We start from the raw sequence: 15,814 nt of genomic DNA on the forward strand, positions 1-15,814 counted from the left end.
CGTGGCCCGAACTGGCGCTTTTTTAGCCATAAAGCATGAAATGCGAAACACCGCATCCGCAATGAATTGTTTGCTAAATCAACGGGCTGGCGCCATCTTCATCGCCTATAACGACGGAAGGAATGCACCAGCCCGGTGACACCCGGCCGCCAGCCGTGAGCCACTTCTCCCTTATGCCGCGTCATGCCGCTCGTGCTCGGGTGGCCGGGTTGGCGTCATTCCACGCCCTTCAGGAGAGCCGTTCCCCCTTATCCCCACGCCATCCGCCCCCTGTTGCCCGCCCCGATCCGCCCGCGGCCCCGGCCCTGCCCTTTTCCCGCATCACCGGACGCCGCACGGCAACCGCGCGGTACGCCGGATGGCAAGTATCAGGAGAACATCATGCAAGTTCGCAAACTGGGTGTCGCCCTCGGCGTCACGCTGTCGCTACTGGCCGGCTGCACCACCACCGGCGGCGGTCATCTCACCACCACGCAGGCCAACCGCGACGCCGCCAGCATCGCCAACGAAAAACGCGAGATCGACAGCGCCTACGACAGCACCCTGACGCGGCTGTACGGCAACGCGCGCGGCTCGCAGGAGCTGGTGGCCAAGGCCAAGGGTGTGCTGGTATTCCCGTCGGTGATCGCCGCCGGGCTGGTGGTGGGCGCCGAATACGGCAAGGGCGCGCTGCGCATGGAAGGCAAGCCCGCCGGCTACTACCAGACCGTCAGCGGCTCCTTCGGCTGGCAGATCGGCGCGCAATCCAAGGCGGTGATCTTCCTGTTCATGACCCAGGACGCGCTCAACAAATTCCGCACCGGCAGCGGCTGGACCGTGGGCGCCGATGCCTCCGTCGCGCTGCTCAATGTCGGCGCCAACGGCGAGATCGACCTCAACACCGCGACGCAGCCGGTGATCGGCTTCGTGATGACCAACAGCGGGCTGATGGCCAACCTGACGCTGGAGGGCACCCGCATCACCCGGCTGGACATGTAGGCCGGACCTCACCGGCAACGGGCCGCACTGCGGCCCGTTTTTGTTGGCATCAGCCCGGCTGATGCCCCAGCAGCGCCGCCTGTTCCGGCGCGGCGAACCACTGCAGCAGGAACGCCACCAGCACCCGCTGCTTGGCCGGTTGCGGCAGCCGCTGCGGGTAGACCAGGTACAGCTGCTGCCCGCCGCTGCGATAGTCCGGCAGCAGCCGTTGCAGGCGTCCGGCCGCCACATCGCCGCCCACCAGATAGGCCGGCAGCCGCGCGATGCCTGCCGACTGCAAGGCCAGGTTGCGGATCAGGTTGTAGTCGTTCACCGCGAGCGGCGCGCGCACGTCCACGGTCTGCAGCGCGCCGTCGCGCTGGAACACCCAGTGGCGGCCATGCGCAAAGTGGCTGTTGCACAGGCAATCGTGGGCGGCCAGCTCGGCCGGCTGCTGCGGCGTGCCGCGTGTCTCCAGATAGGCTGGCGCCGCCACCAGCCAGTCCGCCACCTCGGCCAGCGGCCGCGCCACCAGCCGCTCCGGCGGCGGGATATTGGCGCGGATAGCCAGATCGAAGCCGTCCGCTTCCAGATCACGGGTATGCGACGACAGATCCAGCTCGAGCTGCAGCGCCGGGTATTGCGCCCGCAGCGCCAGCATCGCCTGCGCCATGAAGACGCCGCCGAAACTGGTGGGCACCGTCAGCCGCAGGCTGCCGGCGATGTCTTCGCGCAGCTCGGCCAGCGCCTGCCGTGCCGCCTGCACCCGCTGCAGCCAGTCGCGGCAGTGCGACAGGTACAGCTCGCCGGCCTCGGTCAGCAGCAGGCGGCGGGTGGTGCGATACAGCAGCTGGGCGCCCAGCGCCGCCTCCAGCTGGCGCAGCTGCTTGCTGAGCAATGACTTGGATACCAGCAGGCTGTCGGCGGCGGCGGTAAAGCTGCCCTGCTCCACCACCGCCACGAAGGCCATCGCCCACTGCAGTTGCTGTGCCTCTCCGGCCAGATCGATTGTTTTCATCAGGTTGACAGTTTATTCACCATTAGGCCGATTATCGCGGCAAAAAGTCCAGATAGCATTAATCACGTGAACAAACTAAAACCAAGGAGTGAGTGATGCGTATCCTGATCATCGGTGCCAACGGCACCATCGGCCGCGCGGTCAGCGCCGAACTGCAAGCCCGCCACCAGATCATTACCGCCGGCCGCAACAGCGGCGAGCTGCGGGTGAACATGGCGGATCTGGCCAGCGTGCAGGCGATGTACGCCGCCGCCGGCCCGCTGGACGCGGTGGTGAGCGCCGCCGGCAACGTGCATTTTGGCGCGCTGGCCGAGTTCACCCCGGAGCAATACCAGATCGGCCTGCAGGACAAGCTACTGGGCCAGGTCAACCTGGTACTGGCCGGCCAGCACCTGCTCAACGACGGCGGCAGTTTCACCCTCACCAGCGGCATTCTCGGCGAGGAGCCCATCGTGTACGGCAGTGGCGCCAGCATGGCCAACGCCGCGCTGGAAGGCTTTGTGCGCAGCGCCGCCATCGAGCTGCGGCGCGGGCTGCGCATCAACGTGGTCAGCCCGACGGTGCTGACCGAATCGCTGCCGGAGCACGCCCCGTACTTCCGCGGCTTTGAATCCGCGCCGGCGGCACGGGTGGCGCTGGCGTACAGCAAGAGTGTGGAAGGCGCCAACAGCGGCAAGGTGTACAAGGTGCAGTAAGCTGCAACGCCCGGCTCGGCCGTCTGCCCGCCATCCGGCAGCAGACGGCGGCGGATGGCACTACCATCAAGACATGGCTGCCAAGTACCTGTTCTCGATTTCAGCCAAGGAGCCGCGATGCACAAGCCACACCTCATCCCAAGCGCCGCGCTGGAAGAAGACGAAGACGACGACAGCAAGAAGGTGCCGCTGTTCCGCCGCTACGAAACCCAGGGCGTGATCCGCCAGATCTCGTTCTACCTGTCCGGCGAGATCGGCGAGCCGATCCACTACACCGACCTGCTGTATACGCTGCGCAGCACCAGCGAATCCGACATCATCTTCCTGCACCTGAACACCCAGGGCGGCAATTTCGATACCGGGCTGCAGATCATCAACAACATCGCCGCCAGCCCGGCGCACGTGATCACCATCCTGGAGGCGCGTGCCTACTCGATGGGCGCACTGATCTTCCTCGCCGGCGACGAGCTGATCGTGCACGACACCTGCCAGCTGATGTTCCACAATTACTCGTCGGCGCTGATCGGCAAGGGCAACGAGCAGCAGGCGCAGGTGATGGCCAGCGGCAAGTGGTTCGAGAAGGTGATGCGCCACGTGTGCATGCCCTTCCTCAGCGCGGAGGAGCTGGAGCGCATCTTCCGCGGCGAGGACATCTGGCTCGATACCGACGACATCCGCCACCGCCTGCACCGCATCCAGCAAGGGTTGCCGACCACTGCGCCGCGCAAGCCGCGCACCAGGAAAAGCGAGTGAGTGCGACGTGGCAGTCTGGTGCACCCCAGGCCAGGCCGGGCTGATCCGGTCGCGCGGGGATGGCGGCGGCCAGCCGTGCGCGCGGCGGCGCCAGGCGATAGACGTTCGCCGGTTCACCCTCCGCCGCCGACGACGTAGCGTGCGCGCAAGCCTGGCCGCAAGCAGTTCATTGCTGGAACCGGCAAGGCCCGGTATTCAGGCTCCTCCGGTCGCAGACAGCAGGCCGCCCAGCTTGGCGCCGGCACCCTGCTCCAGCCAGCGCCGCGCCGCCGCCGGCAGCGGGATGCGATCGCGCTCGATGCTCTGCAGCAGCAACTGCCGGTCGCGCTCGTCGCCCAGCTGCTGCTGCCAGTCGCGGGCACGCTGCGCCCGCCGCTGCCAGCGCCGGCCCAGCAGCTTGCCGCAAGCCTCGATCTGGTAGCGCAGCCGCTTGGCCAGCAGCCGCAGCCGGTGCGCCAGCAAGGCGTCGTCCGGCTGCCGTCGCCAGTCGCGCCGGGCGCGGCGATAGCGGCGCCGCGTCTGCAGCAGCGCCCGCCGCAGCGTGCACCGCAGACGCCGGTTGCGGCGCGCCAGCAGCGGGATGCAGGCGCGCTGCAAGGCCGGCAGCAGCGCATCCAGCGCCATCGCCTGCTGCTGCAAGTCCAGGCGTCCGGCCTGCAGCGCCGTCAGCTCGCGCCGGCGCCAGGCGGCAAAGTCGCTGCTGTCGGCCGCGCCGGCCGCCTGTTGCAGCAGCGCCAGCCGCACCTCGCGGTCGCGCCAGTCATTGCCGGCGCAGGCCAGCTGCCGCAACTGCGCGGACAGCCGCAGCAGCGGCGCCGCGCCCGGCAAGGTACTGAGGCCGCGCAGCAGGCTGCGCAGCTGGCGCAGGCCGATGCGCAACTGGTGCAGCGCCTCGCCGTTGTCGGCCGCGCTCAGCTGCTGCCGTGCCAGCAGGATGTCGCGGCAATAGCGGGCGAGGCGTCGTTTCAGGATGCGGCGGGCAGAGGCGGACATGGCGCGGGCTTTCGACAGGCTGTTGCTGTGTAGCGTAGTACAGGCGCGCCGTCACGGCAGGCGCGAACGACGCCACAAGGCATTGCGGCCAACCTTGCCGTACAAGGTTGGCCGCAATCGCCTCAGGCGCCGCAGGGTTCAGTGGCCGGCGCCGGCCAGTGGCGTGCCGATGCCGGTGGCGGCATTGAACACCGCCCGCTGCCGCAGCAGGCGCGCGATGGTGGCCTTGTCGCGTTCGCCGTTGATGCTGGTCACCACCAGCTGGCCGCGCTTGCCCAGCTGGCCGGCGGCATCGTAGTAGGCACCGATCACCGACAGCCGGCCGGCCTCGACCTCGCCGCCGTAGTGCAGCACCGCCGCCTCGACCTGGTTGTCGAGGTTGTCCAGCTGCGCCGAGAGCGGCGTGCCGCCCTTGTCCACATTGATGCTCAGCAACGTGCGCTGCTCGGCCAGCGGCAGTGCCGAGAAATCGCCGCGCGCGGTGTTGACCGCCTTGCAGTCGGCACTGGCCAGCACCAGCAGCAGCGGCGTGCGCAGCTGACGCACCGCGTGGCTGACACCCGCCTCGCCCAGCAGCAGCTGGTTGCCGGGGTTCTGCACCAGGTACAGCGTGCCCTGCGCGCCGTGGCGCGGCGCACCGTCGGCACAGGCCAGCACCGCCAGCCGCGGCGACTTGTCGCCATGCTGGCCGCGCGGCAACAGCCGGCTAGCCAGCGCGGCGGCGGCGCGCAGCGACGGGGCCATCGCCGGCCGGCGCGCCGCCGCGGCGTGCTGCTGACGCTTGGCCGCCGGCCGGGCGTAGTGCACGGCCTGTTGCGGCAGGCGCCGTGGCGGATGGTAGACCGGCACCGGCGGCGACAGCGGCCGCATCGACGGTGGCAGCTTCTCGTGCGGCGCCGCCTTTGGTATGTCGTGGGCGGCGGCCGGTGTGGCCGGCACGGCCGCGCCGTGGGCGATGGCCGGCGTCTGGGCTTGGGATAGTGCCGGCAGCAGCAGGCAGCAGGAAGCGGCGAGCGCCGCGAGATAAGACGTCATGAAAAGCCACCGGTGAATAATGCCAAAGTGCAAGGGTAATACACTATCGCCCGGCGGCAAACTCAGGCCGCACCGCGCTTGCTCTGGCTCAGCATCACCCCGCCCAGCACCAGCAGGCAGGCCAGCCACTGCCAGCCGTTGAGGCGCTCGTCCAGCAGCAGGCCGGCCAGCAGCAGGGTGAACACCGGGATCAGGTTGATGAAGGCCGCCGCCATCGCCACCGGCACCTTGGACACCGACCAGGTGTACAGACCGTAGGCGCCAAGGGTGATGAAGGCGCCGAGGTACACCACCCAGAACACCGCGTCGGCCGGGAACGCCTGCGGCCAGCTGGCCCACGGCGTCAGCAGGCTGACGCCGAACCAGACGCACCCCATCACCGTCTGGATCGCGGTGATCGCCAGCGCCGAGTAGCGGCTGGACAGCTTCTTCGCCATCAGCACGTAACCGGTGGCGCAGACCATGGCGAGGAACTCCAGCGTGTTGCCCAGCAGCGGATTGGGCGCCGCGGCCGAGGATTCGCTGGTCAGCGTCAGCCACGCCACGCCCAGCAGCGAGATGGCGATGCCGCACCAGGCGCGCCGGCCAAGGCGCTCGCGCAGGAACAGCAGCGCGCCGAGCGCGGCCAGCACCGGCAGCGTGGCGGTGATCAGCCCGGCCTGCGAGGCGCTGGTGTACAGCAGCGCCTGCGCCTCGAACAGGAAGTACAGGCACGGCTCGCACAGGCCCAGCAGCAGGATCCACTTCCAGTCGCCGGCGCGGTAGTGCCAGCGACTGCCCCGCCACGCCATCAGCGGCAGCAGCAGCGCGGTGGCGATCACCATGCGGCAGAACAGCACGAACAGCGGGTCGAATACCTGGAACACCGTTTTCAGGGCGATGAAGGAGCTGGCCCACAGCAGCATGGCCGTGGTCAAGGCGATATAGGGCAACATGATTTTCCGTCTGGCAGCCGGCGCGGCGGCAAAAAAAATGGCCGACATGGGCGGTCGGCCATAGGTCACACTGGAGTGCATCAACCGTCGCGCAGGTTGCGAAACCATGACAGCGAGGTGAACGACAGCTTAATCCCGCGTTACACTACTGAATACCACAAGATGCTAAACAGATTGTTCTGCAATGAAAACAACACCCACCCTTTCGCCTGACGCGCTTCTGGCTTTCGACGCCCTCGCCCGTCACGGCAGTTTCACCGCCGCCGCCGAGGCGCTGCACTGCGCCAAGAGCCGCATCAGCCAGCTGATCAAGGAACTGGAACAGGAGCTGGGCACCGTGCTGGTGCTGCGCAATACCCGTCGCGTGGCGCTCACCGAGAGCGGCCAGCGCCTGGCCGCGCACGCCACCCGCCTGCGCGAGCTGCTGGACAGCGTGCGTCACGACATCGAACAGGCGCGCGACAGCGTGGAAGGCGTGCTGCGCATCGGCTGCTCCGCCGGCCTCGCGCAACAGCTGTTGGGGCCGCTGCTGGCGGAGATGACCATGCTGTACCCGGCGCTGCGCATCGAACTGATCGTGGAAAACCGCATCCAGGACCCGGTCGGCGAGGGGCTGGATTTTACCCTGCGCACGCGCAATGTCCACGACGACCGGCTGGTGGCGCGCCCGGTGGGCCTGGTGTGGGAGGCGCTGTACGCCAGCCCGGCCTATCTGGCGCAGCACCCGGCGCCGGACAGCACCGAGCAGCTGCACCAGCACCGCCTGATCAGCAACGCCTACTACGGCAAGCAGGGCAGCGAATGGCGGCTGGCCTGCGACGACACCAGCGCCACCCTCAACATCTGCCCGTCGCTGGTGGTGGACCAGTACGCGGTGGTGTCCAGCATCATCCAGGCGGGGCACGGCATCGGCCTGTTGCCCAGCTACATGGCCAGGCCGCTGCTGGAAAAAGGCGACATTGTCGCGGTGCTGCCGCAGTGGCGCGCCGCCGGCTGGCCGGTGTTCCTGGTGTTTGCCTACCACCAGCCGATGCCGCGCAAGCACCAAGCCTTCATCTCCTTCATCATTCCGCGGTTGCAGGCGGCGCTGGACGGGATTTGACCCAGACCAAGGTTGGCCGCAAGGCGTACTGCTAAAGTCGGCCCCGACTTTATTCGGTACAAGAGGCTAAACATGGTCGAACAAGCTGATCTGTTCATCGTCGGTGGCGGCATGGTCGGGGCGGCACTGGCCGCGGCGCTGGCCGACACCGGCCGCCGCATCGTGGTGCTGGAACAACAGGCGCCCGCCGCCTTCGATCCGGCCAGCGCGCCGGACCTGCGCGTGTCCGCCATCAGCCCGGCATCGCGTCAACTGCTGTCCGCCATCGGCGCCTGGCCATATATTGAGGCGATGCGCAGCGCGCCGTACCGGCGCATGCTGGTGTGGGAAAACGACGAGCAGGAAGGCACGCTGTTCGACGCCGCCGAACTGGGCGAGGCCGAGCTGGGCCACATCATCGAGAACCGCATCGTGCAGCTGGCCTGTCAGCAGGCGTTAGCGCAGCACGGCAATGTCGAACTGATCTGCCCCGACCTGCTGCAATCGCTGAGCGAACAGGGCGATCACTGCCTGGTGACGCTGGGCAGCGGTCGCCAGTTCGCCGCCCGACTGGTGGTGGCCGCCGACGGCGCCCAGTCCGCCGCGCGCCGGCTGGCCGGCATCGGCATCAACAGCCACGACTACCCGATGCACGCCTTTGTCGCCACCTTCGCCATCGAGGGCGGCGAGCGCGACATCACCTGGCAGCAGTTCACCGCCGACGGCCCGCAGTCGCTGCTGCCACTGCCCGGCGACTACGCGTCGCTGGTGTGGTACCACCAGCCGGCACGGGTACGCGAGCTGGAAACCCTCAGCGAAGCGGCGCTGATCGCCGCCTTCCAGCGCGAATTCCCCACCCGCCTGCCGGTGCTGCGCCAGCTGGTCAGCCGCGGCAGCTTCGCCCTCACCCGCCGCCACGCGCAGCAGTACTATCGCGGCCGCGTGGTGCTGGCCGGCGACGCCGCGCACACCATCCACCCGCTGGCCGGACAGGGCGTCAACCTCGGCTTCCAGGATGTGCAGGCGCTGTCCGCGCTGCTGCACGAGGCCTTCCGCCTGGGGCAGGACCCGGCGGCACCGGTGCTGCTGCAGCGCTACCAGCGCCAGCGCATGCTGCCCAACCACGCCATGCAGCGGCTGATGGATGCCTTCTGCTACGGCTTCGGCAACAGCGCGCCGACGCTGCGCCTGCTGCGCAATCTGGCGTTGAAGCTGGCCAACCGCCCCGGCCGGCTGAAACAGGAAGTGGTGCGCTACGCTCTGGGCCTGTCGCCGCTGGCGCGCGGCCTGCGCATCGGCCTGCCCGGCAAATGAAAACACGCTGCGGCCAACCCTGGCCGCAGCGTGTCCTTGCTGCTCGATAAGCGCAAGCACCAAACAAAAAGCCCTTTGACGAATCAAAGGGCTTTTTTCAACAAGACAACCAGACTGAATTACTTCAGTTTGATTTCCTTGTACAGAACATGCTTGCGAGCAACGGGATCAAACTTTTTGATCTCCATTTTCTCAGGCATCGTACGCTTGTTCTTGGTGGTAGTGTAGAAGTGACCGGTACCTGCGGTCGATTCCAGCTTGATCTTGTCGCGCATGGCTATTCCTTATTGTCGATTTCGTCGGTCGAAAAATTACAGCTCGCCGCGAGCACGCAGGTCGGCCAGAACGGCGTCGATGCCTACCTTATCGATGGTACGCAGTGCTGCGTTAGAAATACGCAGACGCACCCAACGATTTTCGCTCTCTACCCAGAACTTGCGATATTGCAGGTTAGGCAGAAAACGACGCTTAGTCTTGTTATTGGCGTGGGACACATTGTTCCCGGTCATCGGACGCTTGCCGGTGACTTTGCAAACACGCGCCATGGTTCATCACTCCCAAAAGCCGGTAAAAGGTAAACTTATACCATATTAAGAAGCCATTCGACAAGACGGCGCCCTGCCGGTTGTGCAACCCGACAGTATCACCCGCCATGCGTGAGCGGCTAAAAGAATCCGCAATAATACAACAAGGCTACGGCGCACGCACGCTTTAATTGTCATGAAGCGCGGAGACGGCGGACAACTGTGGCTTGCACCGCAAAAACCCGCGCCGCCCACCCGGCACGCTGGCGGCAAGTAATTGCGGGCAAACGGCAAACAGTCGCGCATTGCCCATTCAAAAAAGTGCGGCTTTCGGTTAAAATCACAGATTCCAACAGAGTTGCATTCCCATGACCAAGTACATCTTCGTAACCGGCGGTGTGGTGTCCTCCCTCGGCAAGGGCATCGCCGCTGCGTCCATCGCCGCTATCCTTGAGTCTCGCGGGCTTAAAGTCACCATGCTGAAGCTCGACCCCTACATCAACGTCGATCCGGGCACCATGAGCCCGTTCCAGCACGGCGAAGTCTTCGTGACCGAAGACGGTGCGGAAACCGACCTGGATCTGGGTCACTACGAGCGCTTCATCAAGGCCAAGATGAAGAAAAGCAACAACTTCACCACCGGCCAGATCTACGAATCGGTGATCACCAAGGAACGCCGCGGCGACTACCTGGGCGGCACCGTGCAGGTGATCCCGCACATTACCGACGAGATCAAGCTGAAAGTACGCGAAGGCGCCGGTGACGTGGACGTGGCCATCGTGGAAATCGGCGGCACTGTCGGCGACATCGAATCGCTGCCCTTCCTGGAAGCGATCCGCCAGATGCGCTCCAACCTGGGCCGCAAGAACACCCTGTTCGTGCACCTCTCCTACGTGCCTTATATCGCCACCGCCGGCGAGATCAAGACCAAGCCGACCCAGCACTCGGTGAAGGAGATGCGCGAGATCGGCATCCAGCCGGACATCCTGCTGTGCCGCATGGACCGCGAGCTGCCGGAAGACGAAAAGCGCAAGATCGCGCTGTTCTGCAACGTGGAAGAGAACGCGGTGATCGGCTGCTACGACGCCGACTCCATCTACAAGGTACCGGGCATGCTGCACGCGCAGGGTATCGACGACATCATCTGCGAACAGCTGCAGCTGGAGCTGCCGAAGGCGGACCTGTCGGTGTGGAACGGCATCATCGACGCCATCGAGCACCCACAGCACGAAGTCAACATCGCCATGGTCGGCAAGTACGTCGACCTGACCGAATCGTACAAGTCGCTGACCGAGGCGCTGAAGCACGCCGGCGTGCACACCCGCACCAACGTCAACATCATCTACGTCGACTCGGAAGAGATCGAGCGCGACGGCGCCGAATCGCTGAAGGACATGGACGCGATCCTGGTACCTGGCGGCTTCGGCAAGCGCGGCGTGGAAGGCAAGATCAAGGCGGTGAAGTTCGCCCGCGAGAACAACATCCCTTACCTCGGCATCTGCCTGGGGATGCAGATCGCGCTGATCGAGTACGCCCGCGACGTGGCCGGCATGACTGGCGCCAACTCCACCGAATTCGACCTCGAAACCGACTACCCGGTGGTGGCCCTGATCGACGAGTGGGTGAACCACGACGGCAAGATCGAAACCCGCGACGAGAACTCCAACCTTGGCGGCACCATGCGCCTGGGCAGCCAGCAGTGCGACCTGACGCCAGGCTCGCTGGCGGCACGCGTGTACGGCAGCACCGAGATCACCGAGCGCCACCGTCACCGCTACGAAGTGAACAACCACTACGTTGGCCGCCTGTCGGACGCCGGCCTGACCATCAGCGGCCTGTCCGCCGGTCACGAGAAGCTGGTGGAAACCATCGAGCTGGGCAACCACCGCTGGTTCTTCGCCTGCCAGTTCCATCCGGAATTCACTTCCACCCCGCGTGACGGCCACCCGCTGTTCATCGCCTACGTCAAAGCGGCGCTCGCCTACCAGGCTGATATAGCCAAGGCTTGATGCCATCCAGGGTTGGCCGCGGCACTGCGGCCAACCCTGCTTCCAGCTGAAGGACACACACCATGAAACTCGCCGGATTCGAAGTCGGCCTTGACCAGCCGCTGTTCCTGATCGCCGGTCCCTGCGTGATCGAGAGCGAACAGATGGCGCTGGACACCGCCGGTCAGCTGAAGGAAATCACCAGCGAACTGGGCATCAACTTCATCTACAAGTCCAGTTTCGACAAGGCCAACCGCTCGTCCGGCAAGTCGTTCCGCGGCTTCGGCATGGAAGAAGGCCTGCGCATCCTGGCCGAGGTCCGCCGCCAGATCGGCGTGCCGGTGCTGACCGACGTGCACACCGAGGAACAGGTGCCGCACGTTGCCGCCGTTGTCGACGTGCTGCAAACCCCGGCCTTCCTCGCGCGCCAGACCGACTTCATCCGCGCCGTCGCCGTGTGCGGCAAGCCGGTGAACATCAAGAAGGGCCAGTTCATGGCGCCGGGCGACATGAAGCACGTGATCGACAAGGCACGCGAAGCGGCGCTGGAAGCCGGCCTCGACCCGGACAGCTTCATGGCCTGCGAACGCGGTGCCTCCTTCGGCTACAACAACCTGGTGTCCGACATGCGCTCGCTGGCGATCATGCGCGAGACCGGCTGCCCGGTGGTGTACGACGCCACCCACTCGGTACAGCTGCCCGGCGGCCAGGGCACCAGCTCCGGCGGCCAGCGCGAATTCGTGCCGGTACTGGCGCGCGCCGCGGTCGCCACCGGCATCGCCGGCCTGTTCATGGAGACCCACCCGGATCCGGCCAAGGCCATGTCCGACGGCCCCAACGCCTGGCCGCTGCCGCGCATGAAAGAACTGCTGCACACGCTCAAGCAGATCGATGCGCTGGTCAAGGGTCAGCCATTTGCCGAACAAACGCTGTAACAGGTTGATTTCACGGCCAACCTGTTGCAAGGTTGGCCGCACCGTATTCCGGTTTGACTAACCTAGACCCCTTGAAGGAAACATTCATGAGTTCGATCATCGACGTGATTGCCCGCGAAATCCTCGATTCCCGTGGCAACCCGACAGTTGAAGCCGACGTCTTGCTGGACTCCGGCGTGATGGGCCGCGCTGCCGTACCGTCCGGCGCCTCCACCGGCGAGAAGGAAGCACTGGAACTGCGCGATGGCGACAAGGGTCGCTACCTCGGCAAGGGCGTACTGAAGGCCGTTGAGAACATCAACACCGAGATCTGCGAAGCCATCATCGGCCTCGACGCCTCCGACCAGGCCTTCATCGACAAGACCCTGATCGAGCTGGACGGCACCGAAACCAAATCCCGCCTCGGCGCCAACGCCATGCTGGCGGTGTCGATGGCCGTGGCCCGCGCCGCCGCCGAAGACGCCGGCCTGCCGCTGTACCGCTACCTCGGCGGCGCCGGCCCGATGGCCCTGCCGGTACCGATGATGAACGTGATCAACGGTGGCGCGCACGCCAACAACACCCTGGACATCCAGGAATTCATGATCCTGCCGGTCGGCGCAGCCACCTTCCGCGAAGCACTGCGCTGCGGCGCCGAGATCTTCCACGCGCTGAAGAAACTGTGCGACAGCAAGGGCTACGCCACCACCGTCGGCGACGAAGGCGGCTTCGCGCCCAACCTGACCAGCCACGAAGAAGCGATCACGCTGATTCTGGAAGCCATCGACGCCGCCGGTTACGTTGCCGGCCAGGACGTGATGCTGGCCCTGGACTGCGCCTCCTCCGAGTTCTACAAGGACGGCAAGTACCACCTGACCGCCGAAGGCCTGTCGCTGACTTCCGAGCAGTTCACCGACTACCTGGAAACGCTGGCCGACAAGTACCCGATCATCTCGATCGAGGACGGCATGAGCGAGCACGACTGGAACGGCTGGAAGATCCTGACCGAGCGTCTGGGCGAGCGCGTGCAGCTGGTCGGCGACGACCTGTTCGTGACCAACCCGGCGATCCTGGCCAAAGGCATCGAAGGCGGCCTCGCCAACTCGCTGCTGGTGAAGGTGAACCAGATCGGCACCCTGTCCGAGACCCTGAAAGCCGTCGACCTGGCCAAGCGCTCGCGCTACACCAGCGTGATGAGCCACCGTTCCGGCGAAACCGAAGACAGCACCATCGCCGACCTGGCCGTGGCCACCAACTGCATGCAGATCAAGACCGGCTCGCTGTCGCGTTCCGACCGCATGGCCAAGTACAACCAGCTGCTGCGTATCGAAGAAGAGCTGGGTGATGCCGCCTGGTACCCGGGCCGCGCTGCCTTCTACCACCTGAAATAAGCAATGCGCTGGCTGACCCTGACGCTGATTGTCCTGATCGCTGCCCTGCAATGGCCACTCTGGCTAGGCAAGGGCAGCTGGCTCAGGGTCTGGCAACTCGACTCCCAGGTCGAGGAACAACGTGCGGCCAACGCAGTCCTGGTTGGCCGCAACGCCGCACTCGACGCCGAAGTGCGTGACCTGAAACAAGGTTCTGCCGCAATCGAAGAGCGTGCGCGGAATGAACTTGGTATGATCCGCAACAACGAGGTATTTTTCCAGCTGCTGGACAACAGCACCGCCTCGGAGACTCCCTAGCCGCACCGGTTCTGACCTTCACTGCAGGCTCAAAAAAACATAATGGCTGCTCATAAAAGCTCCAGGGTCTGGTCCATGACGACGCACAATCCAATCGACACCGCGCGCGAGACGCTGAAACAACTGACGCTGCGCAAACTCCTCCCGACTCCGGACAATTTCGAACGCGTTTACAGCGAAATCATGGGCGTGCCCGCCGAGGCGCGCACCAACAAGCTGGCCGACCTGCTGCTGCGCGCCTACGAGAGCCTGCCGGCGGAAGAAGCATCCAGCAAGATCGCCATCGCCAAGCTGCGCCGCGCCATCGACGACGAAAAATGGGAGCTAGTGCCACAGCTGACGCTGGAGCTGGCCGAGCTCAACGGCCGCAAGCGCCAGCTGGCGCAAAGCTGGGGCAGCCTGATCCAGGACCTGATGAAGGCCTGGGAAATCCGCAATCCGGCCCTGAGCCAGAACTACAAGCAGTCGGCACTGGAACGGGTGCTGCTATCCTTCGGCAACGCCCCGGACGAACTCAACGAAAAACTGCACAACCTGGTGAAAAGCTGGCTGCAACCGGCAAGCGTCCAGGCCGGCCAGCCGGAAGCCGATGCTGCGGCCGCAGCCGCCGGCAGCGTGCCGGAGCCAAGCCCGGCCGCAGTCGCCGACGAGGCGGACGGCGACGACCGCTGCCAGGTGTGGAAGGATGTCTTCGACTACACCCTCAAGTTCGGCATCGAGCCGCGACTGGTGCACTATCCGGAACTGTCGCAGCACTTCAGCGACACCCGCAGCGCACTGGGCAGCATCCACAGCAGCCACGATGTCGACAACTTCTTCCCGCAGCTGCGCAGCTTCCTGATCCGCCTCGAACTGCAGTCGCAGGACGACGAACGGCTGGTCACCGGCCTGTCCAACCTGATGCAGCTGATGCTGCAGAATGTCGCCGAGCTGAACCAGTCCGACAGCTATCTGCTCGGCCAGATCAGCGGCCTGCAGCAGATCCTGGCGCAACCGAACATCTCGATCCAGCACATCTACCAGCTGGAAGCCAGCCTCAAGGAAGTGATCCACAAGCAGGGCACGCTGAAACACTCGCTGGACGAGGCCACCAGCTCGCTGCGCGCGTTGCTTGACACCTTCCTTGACAAGCTGTCGCTGATGAGCAATAGCACCGGCGATTTCCAGCAACGCCTGCACAGCCACAGCGAAAGTATCCGCGGCACCCGGGACGTCAACCAGCTGAACGACATCCTGCAATCGCTGCTGAGCGACACCGCCAGCATGCAGACCAACCTCAGCGAATCGCACGGCGAACTGCTGGCCGCCCGCAACGAGGTACACAGCGCGCAGCAGCGCATCAGCGAGCTGGAGCACGCGCTGGAAGCGGCCAGCGCCAAGATCAAGGAAGACCAGCTCACCGGCGCCTACAACCGCCGCGGACTGGAAGAACACTTCGAGCGCGAGATCAGCCGCGCCAAGCGCAGCGGCCAACCCTTGTCGGTGGCGCTGATCGACGTCGACAACTTCAAGCAGCTGAACGACCGCTACGGCCACCTGACCGGCGACGACGTGCTCAAGTATCTGGTGGAGCTGATGCACCGCTCGCTGCGCAGCTCCGACATCGTCGCCCGCTTCGGCGGCGAAGAGTTCGTGGTGCTGCTGCCGGATACCGGCATCAACGAGGCGGTCGAGCTGGTGCAACGTCTGCAGCGCGAACTGACCAAGAACTTCTTCCTCGCCAACCAGGACAGGCTGGTGGTGACCTTCAGCGCCGGTGTCGCGCTGTGGCACCTCGGCGAGTGCGATAGCGACGTGATCGAACGCGCCGACAGCGCCATGTACCGCGCCAAGCTGGCCGGCAAGAACCGCACCCTGTCGGCGGAAACGCCCTGATCTTAGCAACGGGTGGCCGCACCGGTGCGTGCTGCCCGTCTACC

Annotated in this window: 16 protein-coding genes; 10 read left to right on the top strand and 6 right to left on the bottom strand. The window is 65.5% G+C overall.

Annotated features, from left to right (window positions below):
* Positions 1-381 precede the first annotated feature (381 nt).
* Positions 382-978 (top strand): BPSL1445 family SYLF domain-containing lipoprotein, encoded by a 597-nt coding sequence (locus tag IE100_RS03335; protein ID WP_189372737.1) that lies wholly within the window; start codon positions 382-384, stop codon positions 976-978.
* 49 nt (positions 979-1,027) lie between these two features.
* Here the strand turns inward: IE100_RS03335 and IE100_RS03340 are convergent, their stop codons facing one another.
* Positions 1,028-1,975, bottom strand: coding sequence for a LysR family transcriptional regulator (locus IE100_RS03340; protein ID WP_189372738.1), 948 nt, complete (start codon positions 1,973-1,975; stop codon positions 1,028-1,030).
* Between the two features lie 95 nt (positions 1,976-2,070).
* On the opposite strand from IE100_RS03340, the gene IE100_RS03345 reads away from it, so the two are divergent.
* A complete protein-coding gene (locus IE100_RS03345) occupies positions 2,071-2,670 on the top strand; it encodes a short chain dehydrogenase (protein ID WP_189372739.1) in 600 nt (199 codons plus the stop codon).
* A 117-nt stretch (positions 2,671-2,787) separates the two neighbouring features.
* A complete protein-coding gene (locus IE100_RS03350; RefSeq protein ID WP_189372740.1) occupies positions 2,788-3,423 on the top strand; it encodes a Clp protease ClpP in 636 nt (211 codons plus the stop codon).
* Positions 3,424-3,618: 195 nt separating this feature from the next.
* On the opposite strand, the gene IE100_RS03355 is transcribed toward IE100_RS03350, so the two are convergent.
* From IE100_RS03355 to IE100_RS03365, 3 genes are all read right to left on the bottom strand, one after another.
* Entirely contained in the window at positions 3,619-4,416 is a 798-nt protein-coding gene (locus tag IE100_RS03355; RefSeq protein ID WP_189372741.1) for a CHAD domain-containing protein, read from the bottom strand.
* A gap of 138 nt (positions 4,417-4,554) precedes the next feature.
* Positions 4,555-5,451, bottom strand: a complete 897-nt coding sequence (locus IE100_RS03360; protein WP_189372742.1) for a hypothetical protein — start codon at positions 5,449-5,451, stop codon at positions 4,555-4,557.
* A 62-nt stretch (positions 5,452-5,513) separates the two neighbouring features.
* A complete protein-coding gene (locus IE100_RS03365; RefSeq protein WP_189372743.1) occupies positions 5,514-6,386 on the bottom strand; it encodes a DMT family transporter in 873 nt (290 codons plus the stop codon).
* Between the two features lie 184 nt (positions 6,387-6,570).
* On the opposite strand from IE100_RS03365, the gene IE100_RS03370 reads away from it, so the two are divergent.
* On the top strand, positions 6,571-7,488 hold the full coding sequence (locus IE100_RS03370) for a LysR family transcriptional regulator (protein WP_189372744.1): 918 nt from the start codon (positions 6,571-6,573) through the stop codon (positions 7,486-7,488).
* 72 nt (positions 7,489-7,560) lie between these two features.
* Positions 7,561-8,781, top strand: coding sequence for an FAD-dependent monooxygenase (locus IE100_RS03375; RefSeq protein ID WP_189372745.1), 1,221 nt, complete (start codon positions 7,561-7,563; stop codon positions 8,779-8,781).
* A gap of 119 nt (positions 8,782-8,900) precedes the next feature.
* Here the strand turns inward: IE100_RS03375 and rpmG are convergent, their stop codons facing one another.
* The gene (gene rpmG / locus IE100_RS03380; protein WP_047967345.1) at positions 8,901-9,056 is read right to left on the bottom strand and encodes a 50S ribosomal protein L33; all 156 of its coding nucleotides are present in this window, start codon (positions 9,054-9,056) and stop codon (positions 8,901-8,903) included.
* Between the two features lie 36 nt (positions 9,057-9,092).
* Positions 9,093-9,326 (bottom strand): 50S ribosomal protein L28, encoded by a 234-nt coding sequence (rpmB, locus tag IE100_RS03385; RefSeq protein WP_026107616.1) that lies wholly within the window; start codon positions 9,324-9,326, stop codon positions 9,093-9,095.
* A gap of 347 nt (positions 9,327-9,673) precedes the next feature.
* On the opposite strand from rpmB, the gene pyrG reads away from it, so the two are divergent.
* The 5 genes from pyrG to IE100_RS03410 all read left to right on the top strand — a co-directional run bounded on the left by pyrG (position 9,674) and on the right by IE100_RS03410 (position 15,770).
* Positions 9,674-11,314 (top strand): CTP synthase, encoded by a 1,641-nt coding sequence (gene pyrG / locus IE100_RS03390; RefSeq protein WP_189372746.1) that lies wholly within the window; start codon positions 9,674-9,676, stop codon positions 11,312-11,314.
* Positions 11,315-11,376: 62 nt separating this feature from the next.
* Positions 11,377-12,228: a 3-deoxy-8-phosphooctulonate synthase gene (gene kdsA / locus IE100_RS03395; RefSeq protein WP_189372747.1), complete on the top strand. Its 852-nt coding sequence runs from the start codon at positions 11,377-11,379 to the stop codon at positions 12,226-12,228.
* Between the two features lie 86 nt (positions 12,229-12,314).
* Positions 12,315-13,598 carry a phosphopyruvate hydratase gene (gene eno, locus IE100_RS03400; RefSeq protein ID WP_189372748.1) on the top strand — a complete coding sequence of 428 codons (1,284 nt, stop codon included), beginning with the start codon at positions 12,315-12,317 and terminating at the stop codon, positions 13,596-13,598.
* A gap of 3 nt (positions 13,599-13,601) precedes the next feature.
* Positions 13,602-13,895, top strand: a complete 294-nt coding sequence (gene ftsB, locus IE100_RS03405) for a cell division protein FtsB (protein WP_047967340.1) — start codon at positions 13,602-13,604, stop codon at positions 13,893-13,895.
* Positions 13,896-13,970: 75 nt separating this feature from the next.
* A complete protein-coding gene (locus tag IE100_RS03410) occupies positions 13,971-15,770 on the top strand; it encodes a GGDEF domain-containing protein (protein WP_189372749.1) in 1,800 nt (599 codons plus the stop codon).
* The last annotated feature ends 44 nt before the right edge of the window (positions 15,771-15,814 follow it).

This window comes from Vogesella alkaliphila, from assembly GCF_014652475.1.
GTDB classification, from domain to species: Bacteria; Pseudomonadota; Gammaproteobacteria; order Burkholderiales; family Chromobacteriaceae; genus Vogesella; species Vogesella alkaliphila.

Excerpts from the sequence above, each read along its gene's own strand:
- IE100_RS03355 (WP_189372741.1), bottom strand. The coding sequence starts at position 4,416 with ATGTCCGCCTCTGCCCGCCGCATCCTGAAACGACGCCTCGCCCGCTAT.
- eno (WP_189372748.1), top strand. The coding sequence starts at position 12,315 with ATGAGTTCGATCATCGACGTGATTGCCCGCGAAATCCTCGATTCCCGT.
- rpmG (WP_047967345.1), bottom strand. The coding sequence starts at position 9,056 with ATGCGCGACAAGATCAAGCTGGAATCGACCGCAGGTACCGGTCACTTC.
- IE100_RS03410 (WP_189372749.1), top strand. The coding sequence starts at position 13,971 with ATGACGACGCACAATCCAATCGACACCGCGCGCGAGACGCTGAAACAA.
- IE100_RS03365 (WP_189372743.1), bottom strand. The coding sequence starts at position 6,386 with ATGTTGCCCTATATCGCCTTGACCACGGCCATGCTGCTGTGGGCCAGC.
- ftsB (WP_047967340.1), top strand. The coding sequence starts at position 13,602 with ATGCGCTGGCTGACCCTGACGCTGATTGTCCTGATCGCTGCCCTGCAA.
- rpmB (WP_026107616.1), bottom strand. The coding sequence starts at position 9,326 with ATGGCGCGTGTTTGCAAAGTCACCGGCAAGCGTCCGATGACCGGGAAC.
- IE100_RS03335 (WP_189372737.1), top strand. The coding sequence starts at position 382 with ATGCAAGTTCGCAAACTGGGTGTCGCCCTCGGCGTCACGCTGTCGCTA.
- kdsA (WP_189372747.1), top strand. The coding sequence starts at position 11,377 with ATGAAACTCGCCGGATTCGAAGTCGGCCTTGACCAGCCGCTGTTCCTG.
- IE100_RS03360 (WP_189372742.1), bottom strand. The coding sequence starts at position 5,451 with ATGACGTCTTATCTCGCGGCGCTCGCCGCTTCCTGCTGCCTGCTGCTG.
- IE100_RS03350 (WP_189372740.1), top strand. The coding sequence starts at position 2,788 with ATGCACAAGCCACACCTCATCCCAAGCGCCGCGCTGGAAGAAGACGAA.
- IE100_RS03375 (WP_189372745.1), top strand. The coding sequence starts at position 7,561 with ATGGTCGAACAAGCTGATCTGTTCATCGTCGGTGGCGGCATGGTCGGG.
- IE100_RS03340 (WP_189372738.1), bottom strand. The coding sequence starts at position 1,975 with ATGAAAACAATCGATCTGGCCGGAGAGGCACAGCAACTGCAGTGGGCG.
- IE100_RS03370 (WP_189372744.1), top strand. The coding sequence starts at position 6,571 with ATGAAAACAACACCCACCCTTTCGCCTGACGCGCTTCTGGCTTTCGAC.
- IE100_RS03345 (WP_189372739.1), top strand. The coding sequence starts at position 2,071 with ATGCGTATCCTGATCATCGGTGCCAACGGCACCATCGGCCGCGCGGTC.
- pyrG (WP_189372746.1), top strand. The coding sequence starts at position 9,674 with ATGACCAAGTACATCTTCGTAACCGGCGGTGTGGTGTCCTCCCTCGGC.